Annotated in this window: 23 protein-coding genes and 1 pseudogene; 13 read left to right on the top strand and 11 right to left on the bottom strand. The window is 73.6% G+C overall.

Going from position 1 to position 25,347, the window contains the following annotated elements:
* Positions 1-16: 16 nt before the first annotated feature.
* The 3 genes from GXP74_RS09895 to GXP74_RS09885 all read right to left on the bottom strand — a co-directional run bounded on the left by GXP74_RS09895 (position 17) and on the right by GXP74_RS09885 (position 3,272).
* Entirely contained in the window at positions 17-1,381 is a 1,365-nt protein-coding gene (locus GXP74_RS09895) for an aminotransferase class I/II-fold pyridoxal phosphate-dependent enzyme (protein WP_225447831.1), read from the bottom strand.
* A gap of 169 nt (positions 1,382-1,550) precedes the next feature.
* The gene (locus tag GXP74_RS09890; RefSeq protein ID WP_182456336.1) at positions 1,551-1,979 is read right to left on the bottom strand and encodes an Lrp/AsnC family transcriptional regulator; all 429 of its coding nucleotides are present in this window, start codon (positions 1,977-1,979) and stop codon (positions 1,551-1,553) included.
* A 90-nt stretch (positions 1,980-2,069) separates the two neighbouring features.
* Positions 2,070-3,272, bottom strand: a complete 1,203-nt coding sequence (locus tag GXP74_RS09885; protein ID WP_225447830.1) for a low temperature requirement protein A — start codon at positions 3,270-3,272, stop codon at positions 2,070-2,072.
* A gap of 270 nt (positions 3,273-3,542) precedes the next feature.
* Here GXP74_RS09885 and nadA point away from each other — a divergent pair, with 270 nt between their 5' ends.
* Entirely contained in the window at positions 3,543-4,715 is a 1,173-nt protein-coding gene (gene nadA, locus GXP74_RS09880; protein ID WP_182451116.1) for a quinolinate synthase NadA, read from the top strand.
* Between the two features lie 107 nt (positions 4,716-4,822).
* On the opposite strand, the gene GXP74_RS09875 is transcribed toward nadA, so the two are convergent.
* Together GXP74_RS09875 and GXP74_RS09870 are read right to left on the bottom strand one after the other, a co-directional pair.
* Positions 4,823-5,101: a hypothetical protein gene (locus tag GXP74_RS09875; protein ID WP_182451115.1), complete on the bottom strand. Its 279-nt coding sequence runs from the start codon at positions 5,099-5,101 to the stop codon at positions 4,823-4,825.
* Between the two features lie 12 nt (positions 5,102-5,113).
* Positions 5,114-5,890, bottom strand: a complete 777-nt coding sequence (locus GXP74_RS09870; protein WP_225447829.1) for a PspA/IM30 family protein — start codon at positions 5,888-5,890, stop codon at positions 5,114-5,116.
* Positions 5,891-6,129: 239 nt separating this feature from the next.
* On the opposite strand from GXP74_RS09870, the gene GXP74_RS09865 reads away from it, so the two are divergent.
* From GXP74_RS09865 to GXP74_RS09855, 3 genes are all read left to right on the top strand, one after another.
* On the top strand, positions 6,130-6,726 hold the full coding sequence (locus tag GXP74_RS09865; protein ID WP_182451114.1) for a DUF3043 domain-containing protein: 597 nt from the start codon (positions 6,130-6,132) through the stop codon (positions 6,724-6,726).
* Between the two features lie 92 nt (positions 6,727-6,818).
* Positions 6,819-7,571 carry a bifunctional 2-polyprenyl-6-hydroxyphenol methylase/3-demethylubiquinol 3-O-methyltransferase UbiG gene (locus GXP74_RS09860; protein WP_182456333.1) on the top strand — a complete coding sequence of 251 codons (753 nt, stop codon included), beginning with the start codon at positions 6,819-6,821 and terminating at the stop codon, positions 7,569-7,571.
* 66 nt (positions 7,572-7,637) lie between these two features.
* Positions 7,638-8,642, top strand: a complete 1,005-nt coding sequence (locus tag GXP74_RS09855; protein ID WP_182451113.1) for an aldo/keto reductase family protein — start codon at positions 7,638-7,640, stop codon at positions 8,640-8,642.
* A 103-nt stretch (positions 8,643-8,745) separates the two neighbouring features.
* Here the strand turns inward: GXP74_RS09855 and GXP74_RS09850 are convergent, their stop codons facing one another.
* Positions 8,746-9,048 (bottom strand): hypothetical protein, encoded by a 303-nt coding sequence (locus GXP74_RS09850; protein ID WP_370468408.1) that lies wholly within the window; start codon positions 9,046-9,048, stop codon positions 8,746-8,748.
* 52 nt (positions 9,049-9,100) lie between these two features.
* Positions 9,101-9,529 carry an Ig-like domain-containing protein gene (locus GXP74_RS09845; protein ID WP_182451112.1) on the bottom strand — a complete coding sequence of 143 codons (429 nt, stop codon included), beginning with the start codon at positions 9,527-9,529 and terminating at the stop codon, positions 9,101-9,103.
* A 193-nt stretch (positions 9,530-9,722) separates the two neighbouring features.
* Between GXP74_RS09845 and GXP74_RS09840 the strand changes: the two are divergent.
* The 7 genes and pseudogenes from GXP74_RS09840 to GXP74_RS09810 all read left to right on the top strand — a co-directional run.
* A pseudogene (locus GXP74_RS09840) lies at positions 9,723-10,280 on the top strand (bifunctional adenosylcobinamide kinase/adenosylcobinamide-phosphate guanylyltransferase); the annotation flags it as partial.
* 9 nt (positions 10,281-10,289) lie between these two features.
* The gene (cobT, locus tag GXP74_RS09835) at positions 10,290-11,447 is read left to right on the top strand and encodes a nicotinate-nucleotide--dimethylbenzimidazole phosphoribosyltransferase (RefSeq protein ID WP_182451110.1); all 1,158 of its coding nucleotides are present in this window, start codon (positions 10,290-10,292) and stop codon (positions 11,445-11,447) included.
* 5 nt (positions 11,448-11,452) lie between these two features.
* Complete coding sequence (locus GXP74_RS09830; RefSeq protein WP_182451109.1) at positions 11,453-12,247, top strand: adenosylcobinamide-GDP ribazoletransferase; 795 nt, start codon at positions 11,453-11,455, stop codon at positions 12,245-12,247.
* 188 nt (positions 12,248-12,435) lie between these two features.
* Positions 12,436-13,947, top strand: a complete 1,512-nt coding sequence (locus GXP74_RS09825) for a leucyl aminopeptidase (protein WP_182451108.1) — start codon at positions 12,436-12,438, stop codon at positions 13,945-13,947.
* Positions 13,948-14,262: 315 nt separating this feature from the next.
* A complete protein-coding gene (gene lpdA / locus GXP74_RS09820) occupies positions 14,263-15,651 on the top strand; it encodes a dihydrolipoyl dehydrogenase (RefSeq protein WP_182451107.1) in 1,389 nt (462 codons plus the stop codon).
* Positions 15,652-15,773: 122 nt separating this feature from the next.
* Positions 15,774-17,606: a 2-oxoglutarate dehydrogenase, E2 component, dihydrolipoamide succinyltransferase gene (sucB, locus tag GXP74_RS09815; protein WP_182451106.1), complete on the top strand. Its 1,833-nt coding sequence runs from the start codon at positions 15,774-15,776 to the stop codon at positions 17,604-17,606.
* A gap of 144 nt (positions 17,607-17,750) precedes the next feature.
* On the top strand, positions 17,751-18,281 hold the full coding sequence (locus tag GXP74_RS09810) for a DUF4240 domain-containing protein (protein ID WP_182451105.1): 531 nt from the start codon (positions 17,751-17,753) through the stop codon (positions 18,279-18,281).
* 119 nt (positions 18,282-18,400) lie between these two features.
* Here the strand turns inward: GXP74_RS09810 and GXP74_RS09805 are convergent, their stop codons facing one another.
* Positions 18,401-18,898 (bottom strand): GNAT family N-acetyltransferase, encoded by a 498-nt coding sequence (locus GXP74_RS09805; RefSeq protein ID WP_182451104.1) that lies wholly within the window; start codon positions 18,896-18,898, stop codon positions 18,401-18,403.
* A gap of 43 nt (positions 18,899-18,941) precedes the next feature.
* Here GXP74_RS09805 and GXP74_RS09800 point away from each other — a divergent pair, with 43 nt between their 5' ends.
* Together GXP74_RS09800 and GXP74_RS09795 are read left to right on the top strand one after the other, a co-directional pair.
* A complete protein-coding gene (locus tag GXP74_RS09800; protein ID WP_182451103.1) occupies positions 18,942-19,841 on the top strand; it encodes a TIGR01777 family oxidoreductase in 900 nt (299 codons plus the stop codon).
* Positions 19,842-20,175: 334 nt separating this feature from the next.
* A complete protein-coding gene (locus GXP74_RS09795) occupies positions 20,176-21,573 on the top strand; it encodes an NAD(P)/FAD-dependent oxidoreductase (protein WP_370468407.1) in 1,398 nt (465 codons plus the stop codon).
* A 102-nt stretch (positions 21,574-21,675) separates the two neighbouring features.
* Here the strand turns inward: GXP74_RS09795 and GXP74_RS09790 are convergent, their stop codons facing one another.
* From GXP74_RS09790 to GXP74_RS09780, 3 genes are all read right to left on the bottom strand, one after another.
* A complete protein-coding gene (locus GXP74_RS09790; RefSeq protein ID WP_182456332.1) occupies positions 21,676-23,211 on the bottom strand; it encodes a regulator in 1,536 nt (511 codons plus the stop codon).
* A gap of 465 nt (positions 23,212-23,676) precedes the next feature.
* A complete protein-coding gene (locus tag GXP74_RS09785; protein ID WP_182451101.1) occupies positions 23,677-24,261 on the bottom strand; it encodes a TetR family transcriptional regulator in 585 nt (194 codons plus the stop codon).
* Positions 24,262-24,310: 49 nt separating this feature from the next.
* Entirely contained in the window at positions 24,311-25,312 is a 1,002-nt protein-coding gene (locus GXP74_RS09780) for an aldo/keto reductase (protein WP_182456331.1), read from the bottom strand.
* Positions 25,313-25,347: the final 35 nt, after the last annotated feature.

Raw genomic sequence — 25,347 nt, 5'->3', positions numbered from 1 at the left:
GCCGACCGGGCGCCGGTCAGCGCGTGGTGTCCAGGATCTCGCGGACCATGTCCATGGTGGTGCCCGGGTGCAGGAAGGCGAAGCGGGCGACGACCTCGCCCTCCCAGCCGGTGGGGGTGACGAAACCGGTCTGCTCGGCGAGCAGCCGCTGGGACCAGGCGTAGTACTCCTCGGCGGTCCAGCCCCGGCGGCGGAAGACCACGGCGGACAGCACCGGGTCGAGCACCAGCTCCAGCTCCGGGTACTCGGCGCGGATCAGCGCGGCGGTCTCCCGGGCCAGGGTGAGGCCCGCCTCGACGGCCTCGGTGTAGGCGTCGGTGCCGTGGACCGCCAGCGAGAACCACAGCGGCAGGCCCCGGGCGCGGCGGGTGAGGTGGTAGGCGTAGTCGGTGGGGTTCCACTCCTCGTCGTCGCCGGTGTGCAGCACGTCGAGGTAGGAGGCGTCCTGGGTGTGCACGCCCTTGGCCAGCCAGGGCTTGCGGTAGATCAGCGCGGCGCAGTCGAAGGGCGCGAACAGCCACTTGTGCGGGTCCACCACGAAGCTGTCGGCGTGCTCGATCCCGGCGTAGCGGTCGCGGACGGAGGGGGCGAACAGGCCCGCGCCGCCGTAGGCGCCGTCCACGTGGAACCACAGCTCGCGCTCGCGGGCGACCTCGGCGATCCCGGCCAGGTCGTCGATGATCCCGGCGTTGGTGGTACCGGCGGTGCCGACCACGCCGATGACCGGGACCTCGCTGTCGTCGGCCGCCAGCGCGGCCCGCAGCGCCTCGCCGGTCAGCCGGTGGTTCGCGGTCGGGACGACCAGCTTCTCCACGCCGATGATGTTGAGGGTGTTGGTCACCGAGGAGTGGGTCTGGTCGCTGACCGCGATCCGCATCCGCGCGCCGGGGGCCAGGCCGAGCCGGTGCCGGGCGGTGTCGCGGGCGACCACCAGCGCGGACAGGTTCCCCGCCGAGCCGCCGGAGACGAAGCAGCCGCCGGCCGTCTCCGGCAGTCCGGCGCGGTCGGCGAGCAGCCGCAGCACCTGGTTCTCGGCGGCGATGGCCCCGGCCGCCTCCAGCCAGGAGATGCCCTGGAGCGAGGCGCAGGAGACCACCATGTCGAACAGCAGTGCGGCCTTGGTGGGCGCACAGGGAATGAATGACAGATAACGGGGACTGTCAGCTGAAATCACGGCGCGCGACAGCTCGTGGTCGTACAGCTTGAGCACGTCCGCAGGATCGTTTCCTCGGGCGTTCAGCAGCCCCTCCAGCGCCCGGCCGAGCCGGTCGCCGTCGCCGGGGTGGTCCAGCGGCACCGGGTCGTACTGGAGCCGCTCCCGCATGTAGTCGAAGACCAGGTCGACCATCTCGGCGTCGTACCGGTGCATGCGCTGGGTCACGGGAGGGTCCTCGCTCGGGTGGGGCGGCGGTGATGTGATCAACCCTAGGCAGCGGGCCGTGCTCCCGGCATGTCGGAACGTTGCCCCGGACGCAGCTTTCCTGCGCGATCCCGGGCGCCCGCGCAGCATTCGCCCGGACGGCCGCGGCACCCCCCGGCGGCCGGGCCGGTCAGCCGCCGATGAGCTGGCTGAGCACCACCGAGCTACGGCTGCGCTGCACCCCGCGCTCCTTGCGGATCCGCTCGATCACGCTCTCCAGGTGCCGGGTGTCGGCCGCCCGCAGGTGCACCAGCGCGTCCGGGTCGCCGGTGACCGTCCAGGCGGCGACCACCTCGGGGAACTGCCGCAGCGAGGACAGGATCTCCTCCGGCGAGGTCCGCTCGCGGCAGTAGATCTCGACGAAGGCCTCGGTGCCCCAGCCCAGCAGCTCCGGGTCGAGCACCACGGTGAAGCCGCGGACCACCCCGCGCTCGCGCAGCCGGTCCACCCGGCGCTTGACGGCGGTCGCCGAGAGGTTCACCAGCAGCCCGATCTCCGCGTAGGAGGCCCGGCCGTCGCGTCCGAGCAGTTCGAGCACCCGGCGGTCGGTCTCGTCCAGGCGGACGCCGGGGGTGTGCGGCGGCCTGGACGGCTGGTTCGGAGGGGTTCGTGGTGCGGGCACGGGTACAGAAGTAGCACACCGGCGCGGTCAGCCCGCCGGATCGGGGGCGTGCCCGCGGCCGCCGTACTGGAGCAGCAGCCCCAGGCCGACGGTGCCCGTGCAGACCAGTCCGGCCGCCAGCACCGCCGCCGCGCCGCCGATCAGGGTGCAGAGCAGCACCGCCGCCGCGGCCGCCGGGAGCAGCAGCTGGCCGAGGCCGCGCTTGCCGTGCCGGGCGTGCAGCGCCCAGACCGTGAACAGGTAGACCGCCGTCGGCACGGTCACCACCGCCGCCGCGGCCCGGCCGGAGATGTGGGCCTGGCCCACCGCGTGCTCGACCGCGACCTCCAGGCCCGCGCCCACCGCCGCCGCCGAGGCCAGCACCAGGTAGTGCCCGTAGCCCCAGGCGAAGGCCTGCCGGTTGGACTCCAGGTAGCCGTGCACCGGCCGGGCGAAGTAGATCCACCAGGCGGAGAAGCAGATCAGCAGCCCGCCGACGGCGATCGGCAGCAGTTCGACGAAGGCGTCGTGCTCGTCCAGCGCCGACTGCACCGCGATGGTCGCCGCCGAGACCGACTCGCCCAGCACGATCAGGGTGAACAGGCCGTAGCGCTCGGCGATGTGCTCGGGGTGCCAGGAGGTCTGCTGGTCCCGCTCGGCGAGCAACGGGACCAGCAGTTCGGCCAGCCACAGCAGCAGGAACAGCGGAACGCGCAGCACGTGCGGCAGGAACAGCAGCACCACCCAGCAGGCCTGGACCAGGGCGATGCCCCGGGCGTAGCGCAGCGCCACCGTGCGCTGCGGGCCGGTGGCGCTGCCCGCGGCCCGCAGCCACTGGGCGACCATGGCGAGGCGCATCACCAGGTAGCCGACCACGCCGACCACCAGCTGTCCGTCGAACAGCCGGGGCACCCCGGCCGCCAGGATCAGCGCGCCGGTGATCTGTACCAGGGTGGCCAGCCGGTAGGCGACGTCGTCGGTGTCGTAGGCGGAGGCGAACCAGGAGAAGTTCATCCAGGCCCACCACACCGCGAAGAAGACGACGGCGTAGCCGGTCAGGCCCTTGGCCAGGTGCCCGGCGGCGAGGGCGTGCGCCAGCTGGCTCCCGCCCTGGGCGACGGCGACCACGAAGCACAGGTCGAAGAACAGCTCCAGCGGGGTGGAGGCGCGGTGCGACTCCGCCCGGCTGCGCGGCAGCATCCGCCGCAGCGCGCGGTCGTGACCTGCCCGCGCGTTCGCCCCGTCGCTCATCTGGCGCGTACCCTTCCGTCGAACCCGGCCCCTCCGCGCGCGGCGTCCGTCCGGGCGCGGCGTGCGGCCCGCCGACCGGTCGCCGCCTTGAGCCTGTCCGGCAGGGGCGGGCCGCGCCACTTGTATACCGCCAGTCCGGCGATAGCGGCGTGGATCACATTGCCACCTCGGTCGGTCCGCTGGAGGTGGTCGCGGGTTATGATTGATAACGTCAGATAGACGAAAAGGGTGCGGTCCCTCAGCCGCTCCCACACAGGAGGGCAGCCGCCCGTGAGCACCATCACCTACGAAGAGCCTGCGCCCACCCCGCTCGCCCTGCTGCTGCTCGGCCAGCAGGCCGACCCGGCCAGTGAGCGCGGCGTCGACTGTCCCGGCGACCTCCCCGCCGCCTCCGACCCGGACCTGGTCGCGCGCGCCCGCGCCGCCAAGGCCGCGCTCGGCGACCGGGTCTTCGTGCTCGGGCACCACTACCAGCGCGACGAGGTGATCGAGTTCGCCGACGTCACCGGCGACTCCTTCAAGCTGGCCCGGGACGCGGCGAACCGGCCCGAGGCGGAGTTCATCGTCTTCTGCGGCGTGCACTTCATGGCCGAGAGCGCGGACATCCTCACCGGCCCGGACCAGCGGGTGATCCTGCCGGACCTGGCGGCCGGCTGCTCGATGGCCGACATGGCCACCGCCGAGCAGGTCGCCGAGTGCTGGGACGCGCTCACCGACGCGGGCATCGCCGACACCGTGGTCCCGGTCGCGTACATGAACTCCTCGGCCGACATCAAGGCCTTCACCGGCAGCCACGGCGGCACCATCTGCACCTCCTCCAACGCCCAGCGAGCCCTGGAGTGGGCGTTCGAGCAGGGGCAGAAGGTGCTCTTCCTGCCGGACCAGCACCTCGGCCGGAACACCGCCGTCCGGGATCTGGGCATCGGGCTGGACGAGTGCGTGGTCTACAACCCGCACAAGCCGAACGGCGGCCTGACCGTGGAGCAGCTGCGGGCGGCGAAGATGATCCTGTGGCGCGGCCACTGCTCGGTGCACGGCCGCTTCTCGCTGGACTCGGTCAACGAGGTCCGCGAGCGGATCCCCGGCGTCACCGTGCTGGTGCACCCGGAGTGCAGGCACGAGGTGGTCCAGGCGGCCGACCTGGTGGGTTCGACCGAGTACATCATCAAGGCGCTGGACGCGGCCGAGCCCGGCAGCAAGTGGGCCATCGGCACCGAGCTCAACCTGGTCCGGCGGCTGGCCAAGGCGCACCCGGACAAGGAGATCGCCTTCCTGGACCGGACGGTCTGCTTCTGCTCCACCATGAACCGGATCGACCTGCCGCACCTGGTCTGGGCGCTGGAGTCGCTGGTGGCGGGCCGGGTGCCGAACGTGATCACGGTGGACCCGACCACCTCGGCGCACGCCCGGGCGGCACTGGACCAGATGCTGGCACTGCCGTAGCAGGAACGTTTCACCTCAGCCTGACCGGGCCCCGGCCCGATCAGACGCAACGAGGGTCGGCCGCCCCGATGGGGGCGGCCGACCCTCGTTCCGTACGTGTCCGGGCTTCAGCCGGGAATGAGCCCGTCGTGCCGGAGCAGGTCCCTGACCTCGTCGACGGTGGCCTCCTGGTACGGGAGGGTCGCCTCCGAGGAGACCAGCGCGTCGTGCGACACCGGAGTGCCACCGGCGCGGACTGCGGCGAGGAGCGCGGTGAGGCTGACCCGGAACTCCGCGTCGTCACCCGAGTCGACCGCCGCCAGGACGGCGTTGTCCAACTCGTTGAGGTGCTCGACCAGAGTGTCCGGCACCTCGTACTGCCCCTCCCCCATGATCCTGACGATCATGTGGATCTCCCTTTACTTGTCGAGGCGAGGAGTGTCCTGCGGGTCCTGCTGGCCCGGCTCGATCGCCGGGGTGGGGGTCGAGCCGCCAGACAGCTCGGCCTTCATCCTGGCGAGCTCCAGCTCGACGTCCGAGCCGCTGGACATGCGCTCCAGCTCCGCCGTGATGTCGTCCTTGCGCATGCCGGTCGGGTCGTCGAGCGCCCCGGACGCCAGCAGCTCGTCGATCGCCCCGGCCCGCGCCTGCATCTGCGCGGTCTTGTCCTCGGCCCGCTGGATCGCCAGGCCGACGTCGCCCATCTCCTCCGAGATGCCGGAGAAGGACTCGGCGATCCGGGTCTGCGCCTGGGCGGCGGTGTAGGTGGCCTTGATGGTCTCCTTCTTCGTGCGGAAGGCGTCGACCTTGGCCTGGAGCCGCTGGGAGGCGAGCGTGAGCTTCTCCTCCTCGCCCTGGAGCGCCTGGTACTGCGTCTCCAGGTCGGCGACCTGCTGCTGGATGCCGGAACGGCGGGTGAGCGCCTCCCGGGCGAGGTCCTCCCGGCCGAGCGACAGCGCCTTGCGGCCCTGCTCCTCCAGCGTGGACGACTGCTTCTGCAGCTGCTGGAGCTGGAGCTCCAGCCGCTTGCGGGACGTCGCCACGTCCGCCACTCCGCGGCGCACCTTCTGCAGCAGTTCCAGCTGCTTCGTGTACGAGTAGTCAAGCGTCTCGCGCGGGTCCTCCGCACGATCCAAAGCCTTGTTGGCTTTGGCGCGGAAGATCATTGACATCCGCTTCATGATTCCGTCGCTCATGGGCCTCGTGCGCCCCCTTCTCCGGCCTGCCGGTTCTCGAACCCAACACTACGGGGCGCGGGGCGTTCAGCGCAGCGCACCGGACTGCAACAAGAGTGCTACAGCGGCTGGGCACCGGCGTCATCCGTGCGGCCGATTGGGGCAGGTGTCGTCTCGACCTCAGGGCGGAGCCCGCCCCGGACGGCCTTGTTCCCCCGGGGGCTAGGGGTTACACCCGCTGACCACGTACTCTTGCCAATGTGTTCCGACGAAGCTCCCAGGATGCCCCCACCGACTCCAACCAGCTCACCGAGCTGGAGGACTCCGTGCGCCCAGATGCCGAGGCCAAGAAGGGCAGGCCCACGCCCAAGCGCAGCGAGGCCGAGGCCAACCGCCGCGGTCGCGCCTACGTGCCCCAGGACCGCAAGGAGGCCGCCCGTGCCGCCCGCGACGCCCGGCGGGCCGACCAGGCGCGGACCAGGAGCGCGCTGATCAACAACGACGAGCGGGCCATGCCCAACCGCGACCGGGGCCCGGTCCGGCGCTTCGTCCGTGACTACATCGACTCCCGCTTCACCGCCGCCGAGTGGTTCCTGCCGCTGGCGGTGATCGTGCTGGTGATGAACGCGCTGCCGAGCGCCTCGGTCAAGAACATCGGCCTGATGGTGTGGGTGCTGATGATCGTGCTGATCGTGCTGCACTCGGTGTGGCTGGCGATGAGCCTGCGCAAGCAGCTGGCCATCCGCTTCGCCGGGCAGAGCACGAAGGGCGCCGTCGGCTACGCGATGCTGCGCTCGCTCCAGATGCGTCGGCTGCGCCTGCCCAAGCCGCTGGTGAAGCGAGGGCAGAAGCCCTGATCGAGACGTACCGCCCCACGGGACACCTACCGCAGCAGCGGTACGGCGGATCGCATCCTGCCTCCGGAGGCTGGCCGTGCGGTCCCGGCGCACTGCGCGACGTGGTCCGGCAGGAACTGGTCTCGCGACAGCTCGCCGAGCAGATCACCGAGCACTTCGCCGACCAGCTGGCCGACGGGCAGCCGCTGCGGGTCCTGGACGCCGGCTGCGGCCCGGGGACGCAGGCGCTGCGGCTGGCCCGGGCGGGACACCTGGTCACCGGAATGGACCCGGACCCGGCCATGCTGGGCGCCGCGCAGCACACCCTGTCCGGCGAGCCCTCGCTGGTCCAGGACAAGGTCACGCTGCTCACCGGCCAGGGCGGCGACTGCGGCCGCTGGTTCGGCCCCGGCAGCTTCGACATCGTGCTCTGCCACGGCATGCTGATGTACCTGCCCGAGCCCGGACCACTGCTGGCCTCGCTGGCGCGGGTGCTGGCCCCCGGCGGGATGCTCTCGGTGCTGGCCGTCAACGGGGACGCGCTGGCGATGCGCGCCGGGCGGGCGGGCGACTGGTCCGCCGCGGTGTCCGCGTTCGGCGACGCGTACTTCGTCAGCCCGCAGGGCACCTACTGCCGGGGCGACCGGCGGGAGCCGCTGATCCGGACCCTGGCCGAGCTGTCGGTGCCGCTGCGCGGCTGGTACGGGGTACGGGTGTTCACCGACCAGGTGCCCGAGGGCACCCCGGCCCCGAGCGACCCGCGCGAGCTCGCCGCGCTGCTGGAGGCCGAGGAGCGGGCCGGACGCACCGACCCGTACCGCTCGGTGGCCTCGCTGCTGCACCTGGTCGGCACCCGCGCGGGCTGACCGCGCCCGGCCCGACCGACCGGCGGCGGTGATCGCCGCCGGACCGGCGGCGTAGGGTGCAGGACCATGGAGTTTCGTCATCTTGGCCGCAGCGGCCTGATCATCAGCGAGATCGCGTACGGCAACTGGCTGACCCACGGTTCCCAGGTGGAGGAGGACGCCGCCACGGCCTGCGTCCGCGCCGCCCTGGACGCCGGGATCACCACCTTCGACACGGCGGACGTCTACGCCGAGACCCGCGCCGAGGCCGTCATGGGCCGAGCCCTGAAGGGCGAGCGGCGCGAGGGCCTGGAGATCTTCACCAAGGTCTACTGGCCGACCGGCCCCGGCCGCAACGACCGCGGCCTGAGCCGCAAGCACATCATGGAGTCGATCAACGGCTCCCTGCGCCGCCTGCAGACCGACTACGTCGACCTGTACCAGGCCCACCGCTACGACGTGACCACGCCGCTGGAGGAGACCATGACGGCCTTCGCCGACGTGGTGCGCTCCGGCAAGGCGCTCTACATCGGCGTCTCCGAGTGGACCGCCGAGCAGATCCGCGCCGCGCACGGGCTGGCCCAGGAGCTCGACATCCAGCTCATCTCCAACCAGCCGCAGTACTCGGCGCTGTGGCGGGTGATCGAGGGCGAGGTGATCCCGACCTCGCGGGAGCTGGGCCTCGGGCAGATCGTCTGGTCGCCGATCGCCCAGGGCGTGCTCACCGGCAAGTACCTGCCGGGTGCGCCGCTCCCGGCCGGATCGCGGGCCACCGACGAGAAGGGCGGCTCGCAGATGGTCAGCCGCCTGCTGCGGGACGAGGTGCTGGAGCGGGTGCAGCTGCTCAAGCCGCTGGCGGAGCAGGCCGGGCTGACCCTGGCCCAGCTCGCGGTGGCCTGGGTGCTGCAGAACGACAACGTCTCGGCCGCGATCATCGGCGCCTCCCGCCCGGAGCAGGTGGCCGAGAACGCCAAGGCGGCCGGGGTGGTGCTGGAGGCCGAACTGCTGAAGCAGATCGACAAGATCCTGGCGCCGGTCGCCGAGACCGACCCGGCACGGACGGCGGCGAACTCGCCCAAGGGCCGTCCGTAGCACGCGCGGCACCCTTAGCGCCCGTAGCGCTCGTAGCGCTCGTAGCGCCTCGGACGCAGCCGAGCGGCCACTCCCCCGGTCCGGGGGGTGGCCGCTCGGTCGGCTAGGCCTCGGCCTGGGCCTCGGCGGCGGCGTCCACGCCCTCCACCGCGCCCTCCACCGCGGCGTCGCCGCTGCCGCTGTCGTCACCGCTGTCGTCGCTGTCGTCGCTGTGCAGGCTCATCGGCCCGTAGATCTTCTCGCCGTCCTCCAGCAGCACGACCTGGTCGATGCCGCCGTCCCGGAGCTCCTTCCAGGTCTCGCCGACCCAGGACTCGGCGTCGCCCTGGGTGGGGAACTCCTCCGCCCCGCTCGGCGCGGCCACCGTCGAACCGTCGGCCTTCTCGAACTGCCACGTCCACACCATGCTGGGACTCCTTCGCGCGCGCTGCCGTGTCCCGGCGAGACTACCCAGGACGCTAGGCGGCGTACGCCAGTACGGCGCGGCCGGACGCCGGTTCGGCCTGCGGGGCGACCGAGACGGTGACCGTCACCCGGAACACCCGGCCGCAGGCGTCGACCAGCCGGTAGCCGAAGACATCGGTGCCGGTGTAGCCGGGGGCGGAGGTGTAGACGGCGGTCGAGTCGTCGCCGAGGACCACCCGGCCGTGCGCCGGCGGCCCGGCGAGGGCGACCACGGCCCGGCTCCCGGCGCTGGGGGCGAGCAGGTCGATCGCCACCGGGCTGCCGGAGACCGCGTCGGCCCGGTCCTGGGCGGTGACCGCGAGCGGACGCGGCGCCGAGCGGTCGGGAAGCGGCTCGACGACGGCCGCCTCGGGCGCGGCACCGACCTCGGCCTCGGCGATCCTGCGGGCGTTGATCAGGCGCTGGCGGGCGACGGCGTTCATCTGGCTTCCCCAATCCCGAGTCACTGCTGTGAACCCATAAGATCCCAAGAGCATAACAAATCGAAAAATCTGACCTTTATATTTCCTTGACGTGGTAAGTGCAACCATGCGGATCTTCACAGAGCGGTCCCGGCCCGGCGGTTGGCGCGTCGGCCTGGAGTTCGGCCCGCGCGAGTCCGGCCCGCGCGCGCGGCCGACCGCGCCCGGGCGCACCCTGGTCCTCGGCGGAGCGCGCTCCGGGAAGTCGGTCACCGCCGAGCGGATGCTGGCCGGGCAGCGCGACGTCCTGTACGTGGCCACCGGCGGCAGCCGTGACGGCGACGCCGAGTGGGCACGGCGGGTGGAGCTGCACCGCGAGCGGCGCCCGGCCGCCTGGGGCACCGCCGAGACCTGCGAGCTGGAGCCGCTGCTGGCCGCCCGCGGCGGCCCGCTGCTGGTCGACTGCCTGGCGCTGTGGCTGACCGACGCCATGGACCGGGTCGACGCCTGGGACGACCTGGCCTGGGCCGCCACCGGCGAGGCCCGGCTGCGGGCCCGCACCGCCGCGCTGGTCGACGCCTGGCGGTCCGCCCCGCGCCGGGTGGTCGCGGTCAGCAACGAGGTGGGCAGCGGGATCGTCCCGGCCACCGCCTCCGGGCGGCGCTTCCGGGACGAGCTGGGCCGGTTGAACGCCGCCGTGGCCGGCGCCTCGGACGAGGTGCTGCTAGTGGTCGCCGGGCAGCCGCTGCGCGTCAAAGGCCCGGGACGGTAATCTTCCGCGGTGAGCACCTTCGACAGCGCCTTCGACCTCGACGAGTTCTCCGCGCTGGTCGCGCGGCCCGACGACGAGTACCGGCAGGCCGCCGAGGAGCGCTGGCGCGCACTCGGCCACCCGCGCGACGCGCTCGGCCAGTTGCAGGTCCTCGGCGGCTGGCTGGCCGCCGTCCAGGCCCAGTGCCCGACCGCGCCGGTCGAGCGGGCCAAGGTGGTGCTGTTCGCCGCCGACCACGGCATCGCCTCGCTCGGCGTCTCCGCGCTGCCCGCCGGGAGCACCGCCCGGCAGGTGCGCCAGGTACTGGACGGGACCGCCGCCGTGAGCGTGCTGGCGCGGCGCTTCGGCGCGGCCGTGCGGGTGGTCGACATGGCCGTGGACGCCGAACCCGACGCCTTCCCGCCCGGCGTCAGCGACCACCGGGTGCGGCGCGGCTCGGGCCGGATCGACATCGAGGACGCGCTCACCCGCGAGCAGGCCGAGGCGGCCTTCCGGGCGGGCATGGCGGTCGCCGACGAGGAGGCCGACTCCGGTACCGACCTGGTGCTGCTCGGCGACCTCGGGGTCGGCTCCACCACCGTCGCCGCGGTCCTGGTCGGCGCGCTGTGCGGGAGCGACGCAGCCGCCGTCACCGGACGCGGCTCCGGCATCGACGACCGGGTGTGGATGGTGAAGTGCGCGGCGATCCGCGACTCGCTGCGCCGCGCCCGCCCGGTCCTGGCCGACCAGTTGGACCTGCTGGCGGCCACCGGCGGCGCCGACTTCGCGGCGATGACCGGCTTCCTGCTGCAATGCGCGCTGCGGCGCACGCCGGTGCTGCTGGACGGCGTGGTCTCGGCCGCCTGCGCCCTGGTCGCCCAGCGGATCGCCTTCCGCGCCCCGGAGTGGTGGCGGGCCGGACAGGTCACCGGCGAGCCGGCGCAGACCAAGGCGTACGAGCGGATGAGCATCGAGCCGCTGCTGGACCAGCGGGTGAGCCTGGGCGCGGGCACCGGTGCGCTGATGGCCCTGCCGCTGCTCCAGGCCGCCTCGACGCTGCTGGCGGAACTGCCGCTGGCCCCGGCCGCCGACAAGCCCGAACCCGAGGCCGAACCCGAGACCGCCCCCGCCGCCGAGGTCGAACCCGAGGCCGGGGCCGCTGCCGAGCCTTCGGCCGACGAGGCGTAGCCGAGGTGTTCGCGGGGCTCCGCTTCGCCTTCGGCACGCTGTCGGTGCTGCGGGTGCGGGTGCACCGCTGGGACCGGCCGACGGCCGGTCGGGCGATGCTCTGCGCGCCGCTGGTCGGGCTGGCACTGGGGGCGCTGGCGGCGGTGCCCGGCGTGCTGCTGCGGGTGCTCGACGGCGGTCCGCTGCTGGCCGCCACCGGCTGCGTCGCGGCGCTGGCCGCGCTCACCCGCGGGCTGCACCTGGACGGCCTGGCCGACGTCGCGGACGGCCTGGGCAGCAACAAGCCCCCGGCCGAGGCGCTGCGGATCATGAAGGCCTCGGACATCGGGCCGTTCGGCGTGCTGACGCTGCTGCTGGCGCTGCTCGCCCAGATCGCCGCGCTGGCGCAGGCGTTCACCGCCGGAACCTGGGTCGGGGCGTTCGGCGCGGTGCTGGCGGCGGTGGCCGGACGGTCCGCGCTGCTGCGCGGCTGCCTGGCGGGCACGCCCTCGGCCCGCCCGGACGGTCTGGGCGCGATGGTCGCCGGTACCGTGCGCGGCCGCTACGCCGTCCCGGTGGGGCTGGCCGTGCTCGCGGTGCTCGGCGCGGGCGGCTGGCTGGTCGGCGGCCACGGTGGCTCCGGGCCCCGGCACGCGCTCGGCGCGCTGCTCGCCCTGCTCTGCGGAATCGCCTGCGCCGCACTGCTGTTGACCCGTTGTGTGCTGCGCTTCGGCGGGATCACCGGCGATGTGCTCGGCGCGATGGTGGAGACCTCGGCCACCGCCGCGCTGGTGGTCTGGGCCCTGTTCGCCGGTTCCTGACAGACCGCGCACCGAATCCTGAGAAGATGCCACCACAAGCCGTGGTGTCGGATTGCACCCGCAAGGGCGCGGCATCCCATCATGCGGACTACCATGCAGGACAGGTGCCGGTACACAGTCAAGGCACCGCGAACCCTCGCCTTCCTCAGCACCCGGCCGAGGACCGCATACAGAACAGGACGCATTACGTGACATCAGTGTCTCTGAGCACCTCCGCGGCCAACGCGCTGCGCGCGGACGCCGTCGTTGTGGCCGTGGCAAAGGGTCCCAAGGGCCTCGTCCTCGCCCCGGGCGCCGAGACGGTCGACGAGGCGTTCGACGGCAAGCTGGCCGCCGTCCTCACCACCCTGGGAGCCACCGGGGCCGAGGGTGAGGCCGTGAAGCTTCCCGCCCCCGCCGGCGTCAAGTCCGCCCTGGTCCTGGCCGTTGGACTGGGCGACGCCGCCGAGGCCGACGGCTGGTCGGCCGAGTCCCTGCGCTACGCCGCCGGTACCGCCGCCCGCACACTGCACGGCAGCAAGAAGGCCGTGTTCGCGCTGCCGCTGGCCGACGCCGCCGCCGTGGAGGCGGTCACCCTGGGCGCGCTGCTCGGCGCCTACGAGTTCACCGCCTGGCGCAGCGAGGCCGCGCTGGCCACCGCGAAGTCCCCGCTGGCCGAGGCCGTCCTGGTCGGCGGCAAGCGCGCGGACAAGTCGGCCAAGGCCGCCGTCGAGCGCGGCACCGTGCTCGCCGAGGAGATGAACCGCACCCGCGACCTCATCAACATGCCGCCGAACGACCTCTTCCCGAAGTCCTTCGCCGACATCGTCACCACCGTCGGCAAGGAGCACGCGCTCAAGGTCGAGGTGCTGGACGAGAAGGCGCTGGCCAAGGGCGGCTTCGGCGGCATCCTCGGCGTCGGCGTCGGCTCCGCCCGGCCGCCGCGCCTGGTCAAGGTCGCCTACACGCACCCCAAGGCCAAGCAGTCGCTGGCGTTCGTGGGCAAGGGCATCACCTACGACTCGGGCGGCATCTCGCTCAAGCCGGCCGGGCACAACGAGACCATGAAGTGCGACATGTCGGGCGCCGCCGCGGTGTTCGCCGCCGTGGTCGCCGCGTCCCGGCTGGGCCTCCAGGTCAACGTCACCGGCTGGCTGGCGCTGGCCGAGAACATGCCGTCCGGCTCCGCCACCCGCCCCGGCGACGTGCTGCGGATGTACGGCGGCAAGACCGTCGAGGTGCTCAACACCGACGCCGAGGGCCGCCTGGTACTGGCCGACGCGATCGTCCGCGCGGGCGAGGAGAAGCCCGACGCGATCGTCGACGTGGCCACCCTGACCGGCGCGATGATGATGGCGCTCGGTGCCCGCACCTTCGGCATCATGGCCAACCAGGACGCGTTCCGGGACAACGTCTTCGCCGCGGCCACCGCCGCCGGTGAGCAGTCCTGGCCGATGCCGCTCCCCGCCGAGCTGCGCAAGGGCATGGACTCGCCGACCGCCGACATCGCCAACATGGGCGAGCGGATGGGCGGCGGCCTGGTGGCCGGCCTGTTCCTGAAGGAGTTCGTGGCCGAGGGCATCGACTGGGCGCACCTGGACATCGCCGGACCGGCGTTCCACGAGGGCGCCCCGTTCGGCTACACGCCCAAGGGCGGCACCGGATCCGCCGTGCGGACCCTGGTGCAGCTGGCCGAGCAGGCTGCCGCCGGTTCGCTGTAGCCGCGTCGGACAAACCCGCGCGCGGGCACGCGCGGCGGGTCGCAGGAGCACTGCCACAGGGGCGGTCCGCCGGGAATCGGTGGACCGCCCCCGGCGTTCGCCCTCAGCGGAACCACGGTCCAGGGCGTGTCCTTGAGGGCCGCAGGCCACGGCGGAGCGCTCCCTGGGTGTCCACAGGGCGGCCCGGCGCATCAAGCACTCGCAACAAGTGCGAGGATGTATTTCCGGCACGACTGGTCTCCCCACAAGGGAGCACCCAAACCCGGCCGGTGATCGACCGGGACGATCCGCACCCATTTGCATGGAGGACGTGACGTGGCGAACGACGCCAGCACCGTTTTCGACGTAGTCATTCTCGGAGGCGGAAGCGGCGGATACGCCGCGGCGCTGCGGGCGGCCCAGCTCGGGCTCCAGGTCGCCCTGATCGAGAAGGGCAAGCTCGGCGGCACCTGCCTCCACAACGGCTGCATCCCCACCAAGGCTCTGCTGCACGCCGGCGAGGTCGCCGACCAGACCCGCGAGAGCGCGGGCTTCGGTGTGAAGGCCACCTTCGAGGGCATCGACATCCAGGGCGTCCACGCCTACAAGGACGGTGTCGTCTCCGGCCTGTACAAGGGCCTCCAGGGCCTGGTGGCCAGCCGCAAGATCACCTACGTGGTCGGCGAGGGCCGCCTGTCGTCCCCGACCACGGTGGACGTCAACGGCGAGCGCTACACCGGCAAGCACATCCTGCTGGCGACCGGCTCCGTGCCGAAGTCGCTGCCCGGCCTGGCGATCGACGGCAACCGGGTCATCTCCTCGGACCACGCGCTGACCCTGGACCGGGTCCCGCAGTCGGTGATCGTGCTCGGCGGCGGCGTCATCGGCGTCGAGTTCGCGTCGGTCTGGAAGTCCTTCGGGGCCGAGGTCACCATCATCGAGGCGCTGCCGCACCTGGCCCCGCTGGAGGACGAGAACTCCTCCAAGCTGCTGGAGCGGGCCTTCCGCAAGCGCGGCATCAAGTTCGAGCTGGGCGCCCGCTTCGCCGGGGTCGAGTACACCGAGACCGGTGTCCGTGCCTCGCTGGAGAACGGCAAGCAGATCGAGGCCGAGCTGATGCTCGTCGCCGTCGGCCGCGGACCGGTCTCGCAGGGCCTCGGCTACGAGGAGGCCGGGGTCGCCATCGACCGCGGCTACGTCCTGGTCGACGAGTACATGCGGACCAACGTCCCCACCATCTCCGCCGTGGGCGACCTGGTGCCGACCCTGCAGCTGGCGCACGTCGGCTTCGCCGAGGGCATCCTCGTCGCGGAGCGGCTGGCCGGGCTCAAGGTCGTGCCGATCGACTACGACGGTGTCCCCCGGGTCACCTACTGCAACCCCGAGGTCGCCTCCGTCGGCATCACCGAGGCCAAGGCCAAGGAGCTGTACGGGGCGGACAAGGTCGTCACCGCGAAGTTCAACCTCGCGGGCAACGGCAAGTCCAAGATCCTCAAGACCGCCGGTGAGATCAAGCTCGTCCAGGTCAAGGACGGCGCCGTGGTCGGCGTCCACATGGTCGGCGAGCGCATGGGCGAGCAGGTGGGCGAAGCCCAGCTGATCTACAACTGGGAGGCGCTGCCCTCCGAGGTCGCCCAGCTGATCCACGCGCACCCCACCCAGAACGAGGCTCTCGGCGAGGCGCACCTGGCGCTCGCGGGCAAGCCCCTGCACAATCACGACTGACCTCCCCTCGCACTCCGCTTTCCCGCTCACGGGGAGACCCGGCCACGCGCGCGGCAACCGCCGCGTGGCCGCTCCCCCGACGGGTCAACCATCCGCACGCACCACAAGGAGTAACTGAAGCCATGGCGGTCTCAGTAACACTGCCCGCGCTCGGCGAGAGCGTGACCGAGGGCACCGTCACCCGCTGGCTCAAGGCCGAGGGTGAGCGCGTCGAGGTAGACGAGCCCCTGCTGGAGGTCTCCACCGACAAGGTCGACACCGAGATTCCGGCGCCCGTTTCCGGCATCCTGGCTTCGATCAAGGTCGCTGAGGACGAGACGGTGGAGGTCGGCGCCGAGCTGGCCATCATCGACGACGGCACCGGCGCTCCGGCGCCCGCCGCTGCCGCCGCCCCGGCCGCCGCTCCGGCGCCGGTCGCCGCCCCGGCCCCGGTGGCCGAGGCCCCCGCCGCCCCTGCTCCCGCGCCCGAGGCCGCTCCGGCGGCCGCCCCGGCCGCGCCGGCGGCCGGTACCCCGGTGCTGCTCCCCGCGCTGGGTGAGAGCGTCACCGAGGGCACCGTCACCCGCTGGCTCAAGGCCGAGGGCGACACCGTCGAGGCCGACGAGCCGCTGCTGGAGGTCTCCACCGACAAGGTCGACACCGAGATCCCCGCTCCGGTCAGCGGCGTCCTGGTGAAGATCTCGGTCGCCGAGGACGAGACGGTGGAGGTCGGCGCCGAGCTGGCCGTCATCGGCGCGGCGGGTGCCGCTCCGGCCGCCGCCGCCCCGGCTCCGGCCGCCCCGGTCGCGGCTCCGGCCCCGGCCGCGCCGGCTCCGGCCGCGCCCGCCCCGGTCGCGGCCCCGGCCGCCCCGGCTCCGGTCGCCGCCCCGGCTCCGGTCGCCGCCCCGGCTCCGGTCGCCGCCGCGCCCGCTCCGGTCGCCGCCCCGGCGCCCGTGGCTCCGGCCCCGGTGGCCGCCGCTCCGGCTCCGGCCCCGGTGGCCGCCGCTCCGGTCGCGCCCGCTCCGGTCGCGGCCCCGGCCGCCGACAGCGCCGACGCGTACGTCACCCCGCTGGTCCGCAAGCTGGCCACGGAGAACGGCGTCGACCTGGGCTCGGTCCAGGGCACCGGCGTCGGCGGGCGGATCCGCAAGCAGGACGTCGTGGCCGCGGCCGAGGCCGCCCGCGCCGCCGCTGCCGCCTCGGCCGCGCCCGCCGCCGCCAAGGCTCCGGCCACCGTCGCCGCGGCCTCCCCGCTGCGCGGGCAGACCGTCAAGATGACCCGGATGCGCAAGGTCATCGCCGAGAACATGCTCAAGGCGATGCAGACCACGGCGCAGCTGACCACCGTGATCGAGGTGGACGTCACCACGATCATGCGGCTGCGGGAGAAGGCCAAGGCGGGCTTCCAGGCCCGTGAGGGCGTCAAGCTCTCGCCGATGCCGTTCTTCGTGAAGGCCGCGACCGAGGCGCTGAAGGCGCACCCGGTGATCAACTCGACCATCAACGAGGACGAGGGCACGATCACCTACCACGGCACCGAGAACATCGGTATCGCGGTGGACACCGAGCGCGGCCTGATGGTCCCGGTCATCCACGACGCGGGCGACCTGAACATCGCCGGCATCGCCAAGAAGACCGCCGACCTCGCGGCCCGCACCCGGGACAACAAGGTCAAGCCGGACGAGGTGTCCGGTGGCACCTTCACCATCACCAACACCGGTTCCCGCGGCGCGCTGTTCGACACCGCGATCTTCACCCCGCCGCAGGTGGCGATCCTCGTCATCGGCGCGACGGTGAAGCGTCCCGTGGTGATCGAGGACCCGGCGCTGGGCAGCGTCATCGGTGTCCGCGACATGGTCTACCTGGCCCTGTCGTACGACCACCGGGTGGTCGACGGCGCCGACGCGGTGCGCTTCCTGGGCAGCGTCAAGGCCCGACTGGAAGAGGGCGCCTTCGAGGGCGAGCTCGGCCTGTAGCACTCGCGCCCCCAGGGCTCGCGTACCGCTGCCCCCGTTCCGCCTCGGCGGGGCGGGGGCAGCGGCGTGTCCGGGGCGGGCGCCCCGGCGCCCGCCCGGCGCATTTCCCGTGCGCGCGGGGCGCCGGGGGACGATGCTGGTGGGGTGACCGACGAGACTGAGTTCTGGCAACTGATCGACGAGACGCGCGAGGCCGCCCAGGGGGACCCGGTCGATCAGGCCGAACTGCTGGTGGAGCGGTTGCTGGGGCTCACCCCGGACGACGTGATCGACTTCGCCCGGCTGTTCGAGGCACGGCTGGCCCGGGCCTGGCGGCTGGACCTGTGGGGCGCGGCCGACCTGCTGCTCGGCGGCGCGGGCGACGAGAGCTTCGACTACTTCTGCTGTTGGCTGATCGGCCAGGGCCGGGACGTGTTCGAGGGCGCGCTGGCCGATCCGGACACGCTGGCCGACCTGGTGCCCGACTTCGACGAGGAGGTGGACGGCGACGCCGAGGAACTGGGCGACGCCGCGGACCGCGCGCACGAGCAGCTGACCGGGATGCCGCTGCCGGAGCTGGGACTGCCGGTCCGGCCCGCCGAGCCGGTGGAGCCGTCCGGGGGCGGCTTCGACTTCGACGACGCCCGGGTGATGGAGGAACGTTTCCCCAGGCTCTGGCAGCGCTACGGCGGCTGAGCGGGGGTTGGCGGTCAGGCAGGGGCTGGCGGTCAGGCAGGGGCGGCGGTGGGGCGCTGTGGCGGGTCGTTGGCGGGTCGTTGGCGGGCGCTGTCGCGCGGGGCGGGCTGGCGCGCGGGCTAGAGCGTCAGGCCCATCACCACGTCGTCCACGTAGCGTCCGTCCAGGTAGAACTCCTCCGGGCTGACCCCCTCCACCGTGAACCCGGCCGCCTCGTAGAGCTTGCGGGCGGGCGTGTTGTAGCCCAGTACCCGCAGCGTCACCCGGCGCGCGCCCACCCGGCGGGCGCGCGCCACCGCCGCCGCCACCAGTACCGCGCCGACGCCCCGGCGGCGGGCCGAGCGGTCCACGGCCAGTCCGGAGATCTGCCGGATGTGGGCGTTGCTGGGCAGCGGCGTCGGCGGCACCAGCCGGACGTAGCCGACCACCTGCCCGTCCAGCTCCGCCACCAGGTAGTCCTGCGGGCGGTGCCGCTCGTCGAACAGCGTGCTGTCGGCGGTGGGCGGGGCCGAGCGCTCGGCGACCTCGCCGAGGGTGGACCAGCCGTCGTGGTCGAGCCGGTACAGCAGCGGGCCGTCGGCGGCGTCGGCGGGACGGGTGCGCAGCGTGTCGGACATGGTCCCAGCGTACGAGGATCCCGCCGACTGAGATGATTCGCCCATGCGTATCGCAGTCACCGGCTCGTCCGGCCTCATCGGTTCAGCCCTGGTCCGCTCGCTGCTGGAGGACGGCCACCAGGTGGTGCGCCTGGTCCGGCGCGCCCCGGTGGTGCGCCCCGACGGCAGCACCGAGGTCCGTTGGAACCCCCGACTGAGCCAGATCGACCGCGGCGGGCTGGACGGCCTGGACGCCGCGGTCAACCTGGCCGGGGCCGGGATCGCCGACCGGCGCTGGACGGCGGCGCACAAGCGCGACATCCACGACAGCCGGGTGCTCGGCACCACGACCCTGGCCGGGGCGCTGGCGGGCCTGGCGCGGCCGCCCAAGGTACTGGTCTCCGGCTCGGCCGTGGGCTACTACGGGCAGACCGGCAGCGCGGTCATCGACGAGTCCGCACCGGCCGGGGGCGACTTCCTGGCCCGGGTCTGCGTGGAGTGGGAGCAGGCCGCCGAGCCCGCCGCCGCGGCCGGGATCCGGGTCGCGTACGCCCGTACCGGGCTGGTGGTGGCGGCCGAGGGCGGCGCCTGGCAGAAGCTGTTCCCGCTGTTCAAGCTGGGCCTGGGCGGGCGCCTCGGGAACGGGCGGCAGTACTGGTCCTACATCTCGCTGCGGGACGAGGTGGCGGCGCTGCGGCACATCATCGACACCGCCGAGCTGAGCGGTCCGGTGAACCTGACCGCGCCGGTCCCGGTCACCAACGCCGAGGTGACCGCCGCGATGGGCGAGGTGCTGCACCGGCCGACGCTGTTCAGCGTGCCGGAGGTGGCGCTGAAGGCGGCGCTGGGCGAGATGGCGGTGGAGGTCGTCGGCAGCCACCGGGTGGTCCCGGGGCGGCTGTTGGACTCGGGCTTCCGCTTCAGTCACAGCACCATCGAGCAGGCGGTCCGCGCGGCGCAGTGAGCCGGTCCGGAGCGGCCGCCGGGCGGATCACGGTTGCGGAGGGTCACCGGCAACCGGAGGTAACCGGCGCGCAGACCTGCTGAGGCGGGCGCAGAGGCGCATCCAGGGGGCGCATGGAAGCTTTCGGTGACCGGCGCCCCGTCCTGCGCTCCCCCCGTTCACCCTCCGTGGCCAGCCTGGCATATGCCCCATCATGGCGCTGATTGCCCTGTCTGACTTAAGGACTGACGGGGCATCACCCCTGGAAGCCGGTCAGCGACCCGCGCCGACGGCCAGTACCAGTGCCTGGCCAGTGGAGAGCGCTGCGGGTCGCGGCCACGGAGGGAGCCACCTCGTGTCTGCACCCACCCAGCTCCAGAAGTCGCAGCACCAGCCGACACAGCACCAGCAACCGCAGTACCAGCCGTCGTCGCCGCAGGTCCATCCGGCCTCGCCGCAGCAGTCCCGGCAGCACCGGTCCGACGTGGTCATCGTCGGCGCCGGGGTCGCCGGTCTGGCGACCGCGCGGCACCTGGTCGCCGCCGGATTGAGCGTCACCGTGCTGGAGGCCGCCGACCGCGTCGGCGGGCGGATGGCGACGTACCAGCACCAGGGCTTCCGGCTCGACCACGGCGCCCATCTGCTCAACACCTCCTTCCCCGACCTGGGCGACAGCCTCGACCTGCCCCGGCTCGACCTGCGCCCGCTCGCCTCCGACGTGCTGGTGCACCGGCGCGGGCGGCGGTACCAGGTCGGCTCGCCCGGGCGGGCGGGACTGGCGCTCAGCACCACCCGCGCGCCCCTCGGCGCGCCCTGGGACCGGGCCCGGCTGGACGCCGCGCTGGCCCGGCTGGCCGCCACCCCGACCGCCAAGCTGCTGGCCCGTCCGGAGCACACCTCGGCCTGGGCACTGGCCCAGCGCGGCATCCCCGCGCGCACCCTGGACGGCTTCGTCCGCCCGCTGCTGGTGGCCCTGCTCGGCGACCCGGCGCTGGAGACCAGCAGCAGGGTCGCCGATCTGGCGCTGCGCGGCTACGCCCGGGGACGGCTGTGCCTGCCCGCGAGCGGCGTCTCCGCCGTGCCGCTGCAACTCGCCGAGGGGCTGCCCGCCGGGACGGTCCGGCTGGGCGTGTCCGTCCGCGCAGTGTCCGCGGACGGGGTGGACACCGAGCGCCACGGCCGCTTCAACTGCCGGGCGATGGTGGTCGCCACCGACGCCCGCCGGGCCGGGGAGCTGCTGCCGGGACTGCACCAGCCGGACTACCACCCGGTCACCACCTACTACCACGCCGCCAGCGAATCCCCTTGTCCCGAACCCCGGTTGCTGCTGGACGCGGACGGACCGAAGCTGCTGTCGCACGCCCTGGTGCTCAGCGAGGTGGACCCCTCGTACGCGCCCCGCGGCGCGTCGCTGATCGCCTCGACGGTGCTCGGTCGGCGCCGCTTCGGACCGGACGGGCCGCAGGCGCTGGAACCGCTGGTCCGCCGCCGCCTGGGGCGGCTGTACGGGGTGGACAGCGGCGGCTGGGAGTTCCTGGCGGTGCGGCACCTGCCGGACGCGCTGCCCGCGATGCCGCCGCCGCACCACTTCCGGCGGCCGGTACGGCTGCTGCACGGCCTGTACGTCTGCGGCGACCACCGGGAGACCAGCAGCGCCCAGGGGGCGCTGGCGTCCGGCCTGCGGGCGGCCACGGCGGTGCTGCAGGACCTGGGCGTGGTCCGCGCGGCCTCCGCCCCCGGACTGGCCGCCTGACCGGCCCGGCCCCGCACCCGACCGGCCCGGCGACCCGGCGCCCGCCCGGCGCAGGCGCCGGAGGGGCGGAGGCGCCGGGCCGGGCGGGTGCCGGGCCCGGGGTCAGATCACCCCGGCGCCGTGGGCCGCCTCCTCGAATGCGCGGACGGAGGCGTTGCCCCGGTAGGGGGCCAGCTTCCGACTGAACTCGCGCAGGTACTCCACCGCCCGCAGCGACCGCATCTCGGAGGCCCCGCGCAGCGCCTCGGTGGCGGCCGCGCAGGCGTCGTCCACCTCGCCCATGCCCAGCCGGGCGGTGGCCAGCACCGTCCGGCAGAACACCCGGCTGCGGGCGTAGGAGCCGCTGCGCAGCCGCAGCGACCGCTCCGCGTGCTGCGCGCAGGGCCGCCACTGCTGCAGGTCGCGGTAGCAGTGGCCGAACTCGTCGGCGAGCTGCGCCTCGTCGAAGAACCGGGCCCAGCCGGGCAGTTCGTCGCCCGGACGGGCGGCCTGGAGCGCCCGCTCGGCCCGCACCAGGGAGGTGGTGCAGGCACGGGCGTCGCCGATCAGGCCGTGGCCGCGGGCTTCGGCCGCGTGCATCAGCGCCTGCACGGTGGTGGGCGCGACCGCGCCCACGCCCTGCTGCGCCACCCGGGCCAGCTGCACCGCCTCCCGCCCGTGGCCCAGGTAGACCGCCTGGCGGCTCATGGTGACCAGCACGTAGCCGCCGTAGAGCCGGTCGTTGGCGGCCTGGGCCAGCCGCAGCGACTGGACGAAGTACCGCTGCGCCAGGCCGTGCGCGCCGATGTCGTACGAGGTCCAGCCCGCCAGCCGGGTGAGGTCGGCCACCGCCCCGAACAGCGACCGGCCGATGGCCTCGTTGTACCGGCCGCGCAGCATCGGCTCGGCCTCGCTCTCCAGGTAGCGGATCAGCGCCTGCCGGGCGTGGCCGCCGCCGTAGGCGTTGTCCAGCGAGCGGAACAGGTCGCCGACGGCGCGGACGGCGGCCACGTCGCCCCGGCCGACCCGTTGCAGCCCGCGCGGCGGCGGCGGGGGCGGCAGCTGCCCGGTGACCGGGCCCGGGTCGCCGGGCACCAGCGGCCGGCGGGTCTGCGGCGGGACGGCCCCGGCCGGGTGGGCTCCGGCAGGGTGGGCTCCAGCAGGGTGGGCTCCGGCCGTATGGGCTCCGGCCGGGGCACCCGGGCGCAGCGGGAGGCGCGCGGGCGCGGTCACCCCGAGGTCGTGCGAGGTCTCCCGGGCGACCCGGTCGTCACTGCGGCCGATCAGCCAGTCGCGGCTGGGGACGACCAGACCGGCCGGGGTGAACGCGATCCGGCGCAGCTCGGAGTGGGCGCCGGTGTCCTTGCGCCACATGCTGCTGACGATGTCGACCGCCTCGGTGGGCGACTCGGCGAACTCCAGCCCGGCGTAGACCGGGGCGCAGGCGTCCAGGCCGAGGTCCTGGGCCGAGAGCCGACGGCCGAGGCGACGGGTGAAGACCTCGGCGATCAGCGCGGGGGTGGCTCCCCTGGGCTGCTGACCGCGCAGCCAGCGGGTCACCGAGGTCTTGTCGTAGCGCAGGTCGAGGCCGTGCTCGATGCCCAGCTGGTCGACCCGTCGGGCGAGACCGGCGTGGGAGAAGCCGGCCTCCTCGATCAGGGCCGAGAGCCGCTGGTTCTGCGACCGCTGGTCGTGCGGGCGCGGATCGGCCGACCGCTGGTCGTGCGGGCGCTGGTCGTGCGGGCGGCCGGGGGCGGACCGGGGTGAACCGGGGCTCGCCGGGCCGACCTGGCTCGCGGGTGACTCCAGAGCCCGGGGCGGGCTGATCCGTTGGTCGACGGGTCGGGAGCGGTCCGGCACCGCGGATCGGTCCGGACGGGGCTCGGTCGTCGGCCGGTCGGTTACTGGCCGTTGGGGCATATGCCACACACCTTCCGGGCGCCCGCCGCGCCCCGGGGGATGCTCCCCGGAGTACGCCGCGAGCTCCCTACGGGAACGGCGTGAATGTAGCGAGCATTTGCCCCGAATGGCCGAGTACGGCCGGGCGTTCGTCCGATCGAGTGACAACACTCGCCCGTTCTGGGGACAACGCGGGCCCCTTGGCGAGCGCCGGAGCGTGCGCCCTCAGCGGCGGGCGAGACCCCGCAGCAGCAGGTCGATCAGCGCGGTCAGATCCGCGGTGACGGTCGGCCCGGTCCAGCTGGACGCATATTCCGGGTCGTGGAAGTGCGAGGTGGCCTGGAACACGGCGTGGGCCAGGCTCCGCGGGTCGCCGGGGGCGAACAGGCCGTCGTCCTGGCCCTCGGCGATGATCGCCGCGAGCTGTGCTTCCAGGACGGCCAGGTGCTCACCGGCGAGAGCGCTGCTCTCGACCGTGAGCACCTGATACGTCGCGAACAGTTCCGGGTCGTCCAGGGCCTTGTGCCGCTTCGCCTCGAACAGGGTCTCCAGCCAGCTCCGCAGCCTCCGGTCGGGCGGCTGCGGGCCGGTGGCCACCGCCGGGAGCGCCGCGTGCGCCCGGTCCAGCCAGCGCTCGGTGACCGCCTCGCGCAGCGCGGCCTTGCTCGGGAAGTGCCGGTAGACCGTGCCGTGGCTGACTCCCAGGGCCCGGGCCACGTCGACCACCGTGGCCTTGGCGGGCCCGAAGCGGCGCAGCACGTCCTCCGCCGTCTCCAGGATCTGCTCCCTGGTGAGCGCTGCTTCCGCCATGACCGCTACGGCCCCGCCTCTCCCTGTCCCGCCCAGCACCTGCGGCGGGCTACTTCTCGCTGTCCAGGTGTGCCATCTGGGCAGCAATGTACCGGTCGCCCGCCGCCGAGCCCGCCGGAACGGCCGCCTCGATGGCCGCCAGGTCCTCCGCGCCGAGCTTGACGTCCAGCGCGCCCAGCGCCTCGGTCAGGCGCTCCCGGCGACGCGCGCCGACCAGCGGGACGATGTCCTCGCCCTGGGCCAGCACCCAGGCGATGGCGACCTGGGCGACGCTGGCGCCCCGGGCCTCGGCGACCGCCCGCAGCGCCTCCACCAGGGCCAGGTTGACGTCCAGGTTGTCGCCGCTGAAGCGGGGGCTGACGCCCCGGAAGTCCCCGGCGGCCAGCGGCCGGTCGGCGCTCCAGTGGCCGCTGATCAGCCCGCGCGAGAGCACGCCGTAGGCGGTGACGCCGATGCCCAGCTCGCGGGCGACCGGCAGGATCTCGGCCTCGATGCCCCGGGAGATCAGCGAGTACTCGATCTGCAGGTCGGCGATCGGGTGCACGGCGTGCGCCCGGCGCAGGGTCTGCGCGCCGACCTCGGACAGGCCGATGTGCCGGACGTGCCCGGCCTGGACCTGCTCGGCGATGGCGCCGATGGTCTCCTCGATCGGGACGTTCGGGTCGAGCCGGGCCGGGCGGTAGACGTCGACGTAGTCGGTGCCGAGTCGGCGCAGCGAGTAGGCGAGGAAGTTCTTGACGGCGGCGGGGCGGGCGTCGTTGCCGAGCCAGCCGCCGTCGGCGTCGCGCAGGGCGCCGAACTTGACGCTGATGCCCACCTCGCCGCGATCCCGGCCGCTGCTGCGCAGGGCGTCGCGGATGAGCAGTTCGTTGTGGCCCATGCCGTAGAAGTCGCCGGTGTCGATCAGGGTGATCCCGGCGTCGAGGGCGGCGTGGACGGTGGCGATGGACTCGGCCTCGTCGGCGGGACCGTACATCCCGGACATGCCCATCGCCCCGAGGCCGAGGGCGGAGACGCGGGGACCGGCGGTACCGAGCCGGCGCTGGTTCATGTTCATGGGAGTCGTCCTTTCCGTGGCTGAACAGC

The organism is Streptacidiphilus sp. P02-A3a, from assembly GCF_014084105.1.
In the GTDB taxonomy this organism is placed as follows: Bacteria; Actinomycetota; Actinomycetes; order Streptomycetales; family Streptomycetaceae; genus Streptacidiphilus.
The sequence above is the reverse complement of the archived record's forward strand: the minus strand, read 5'-3'. Positions and strand labels throughout refer to the sequence as shown.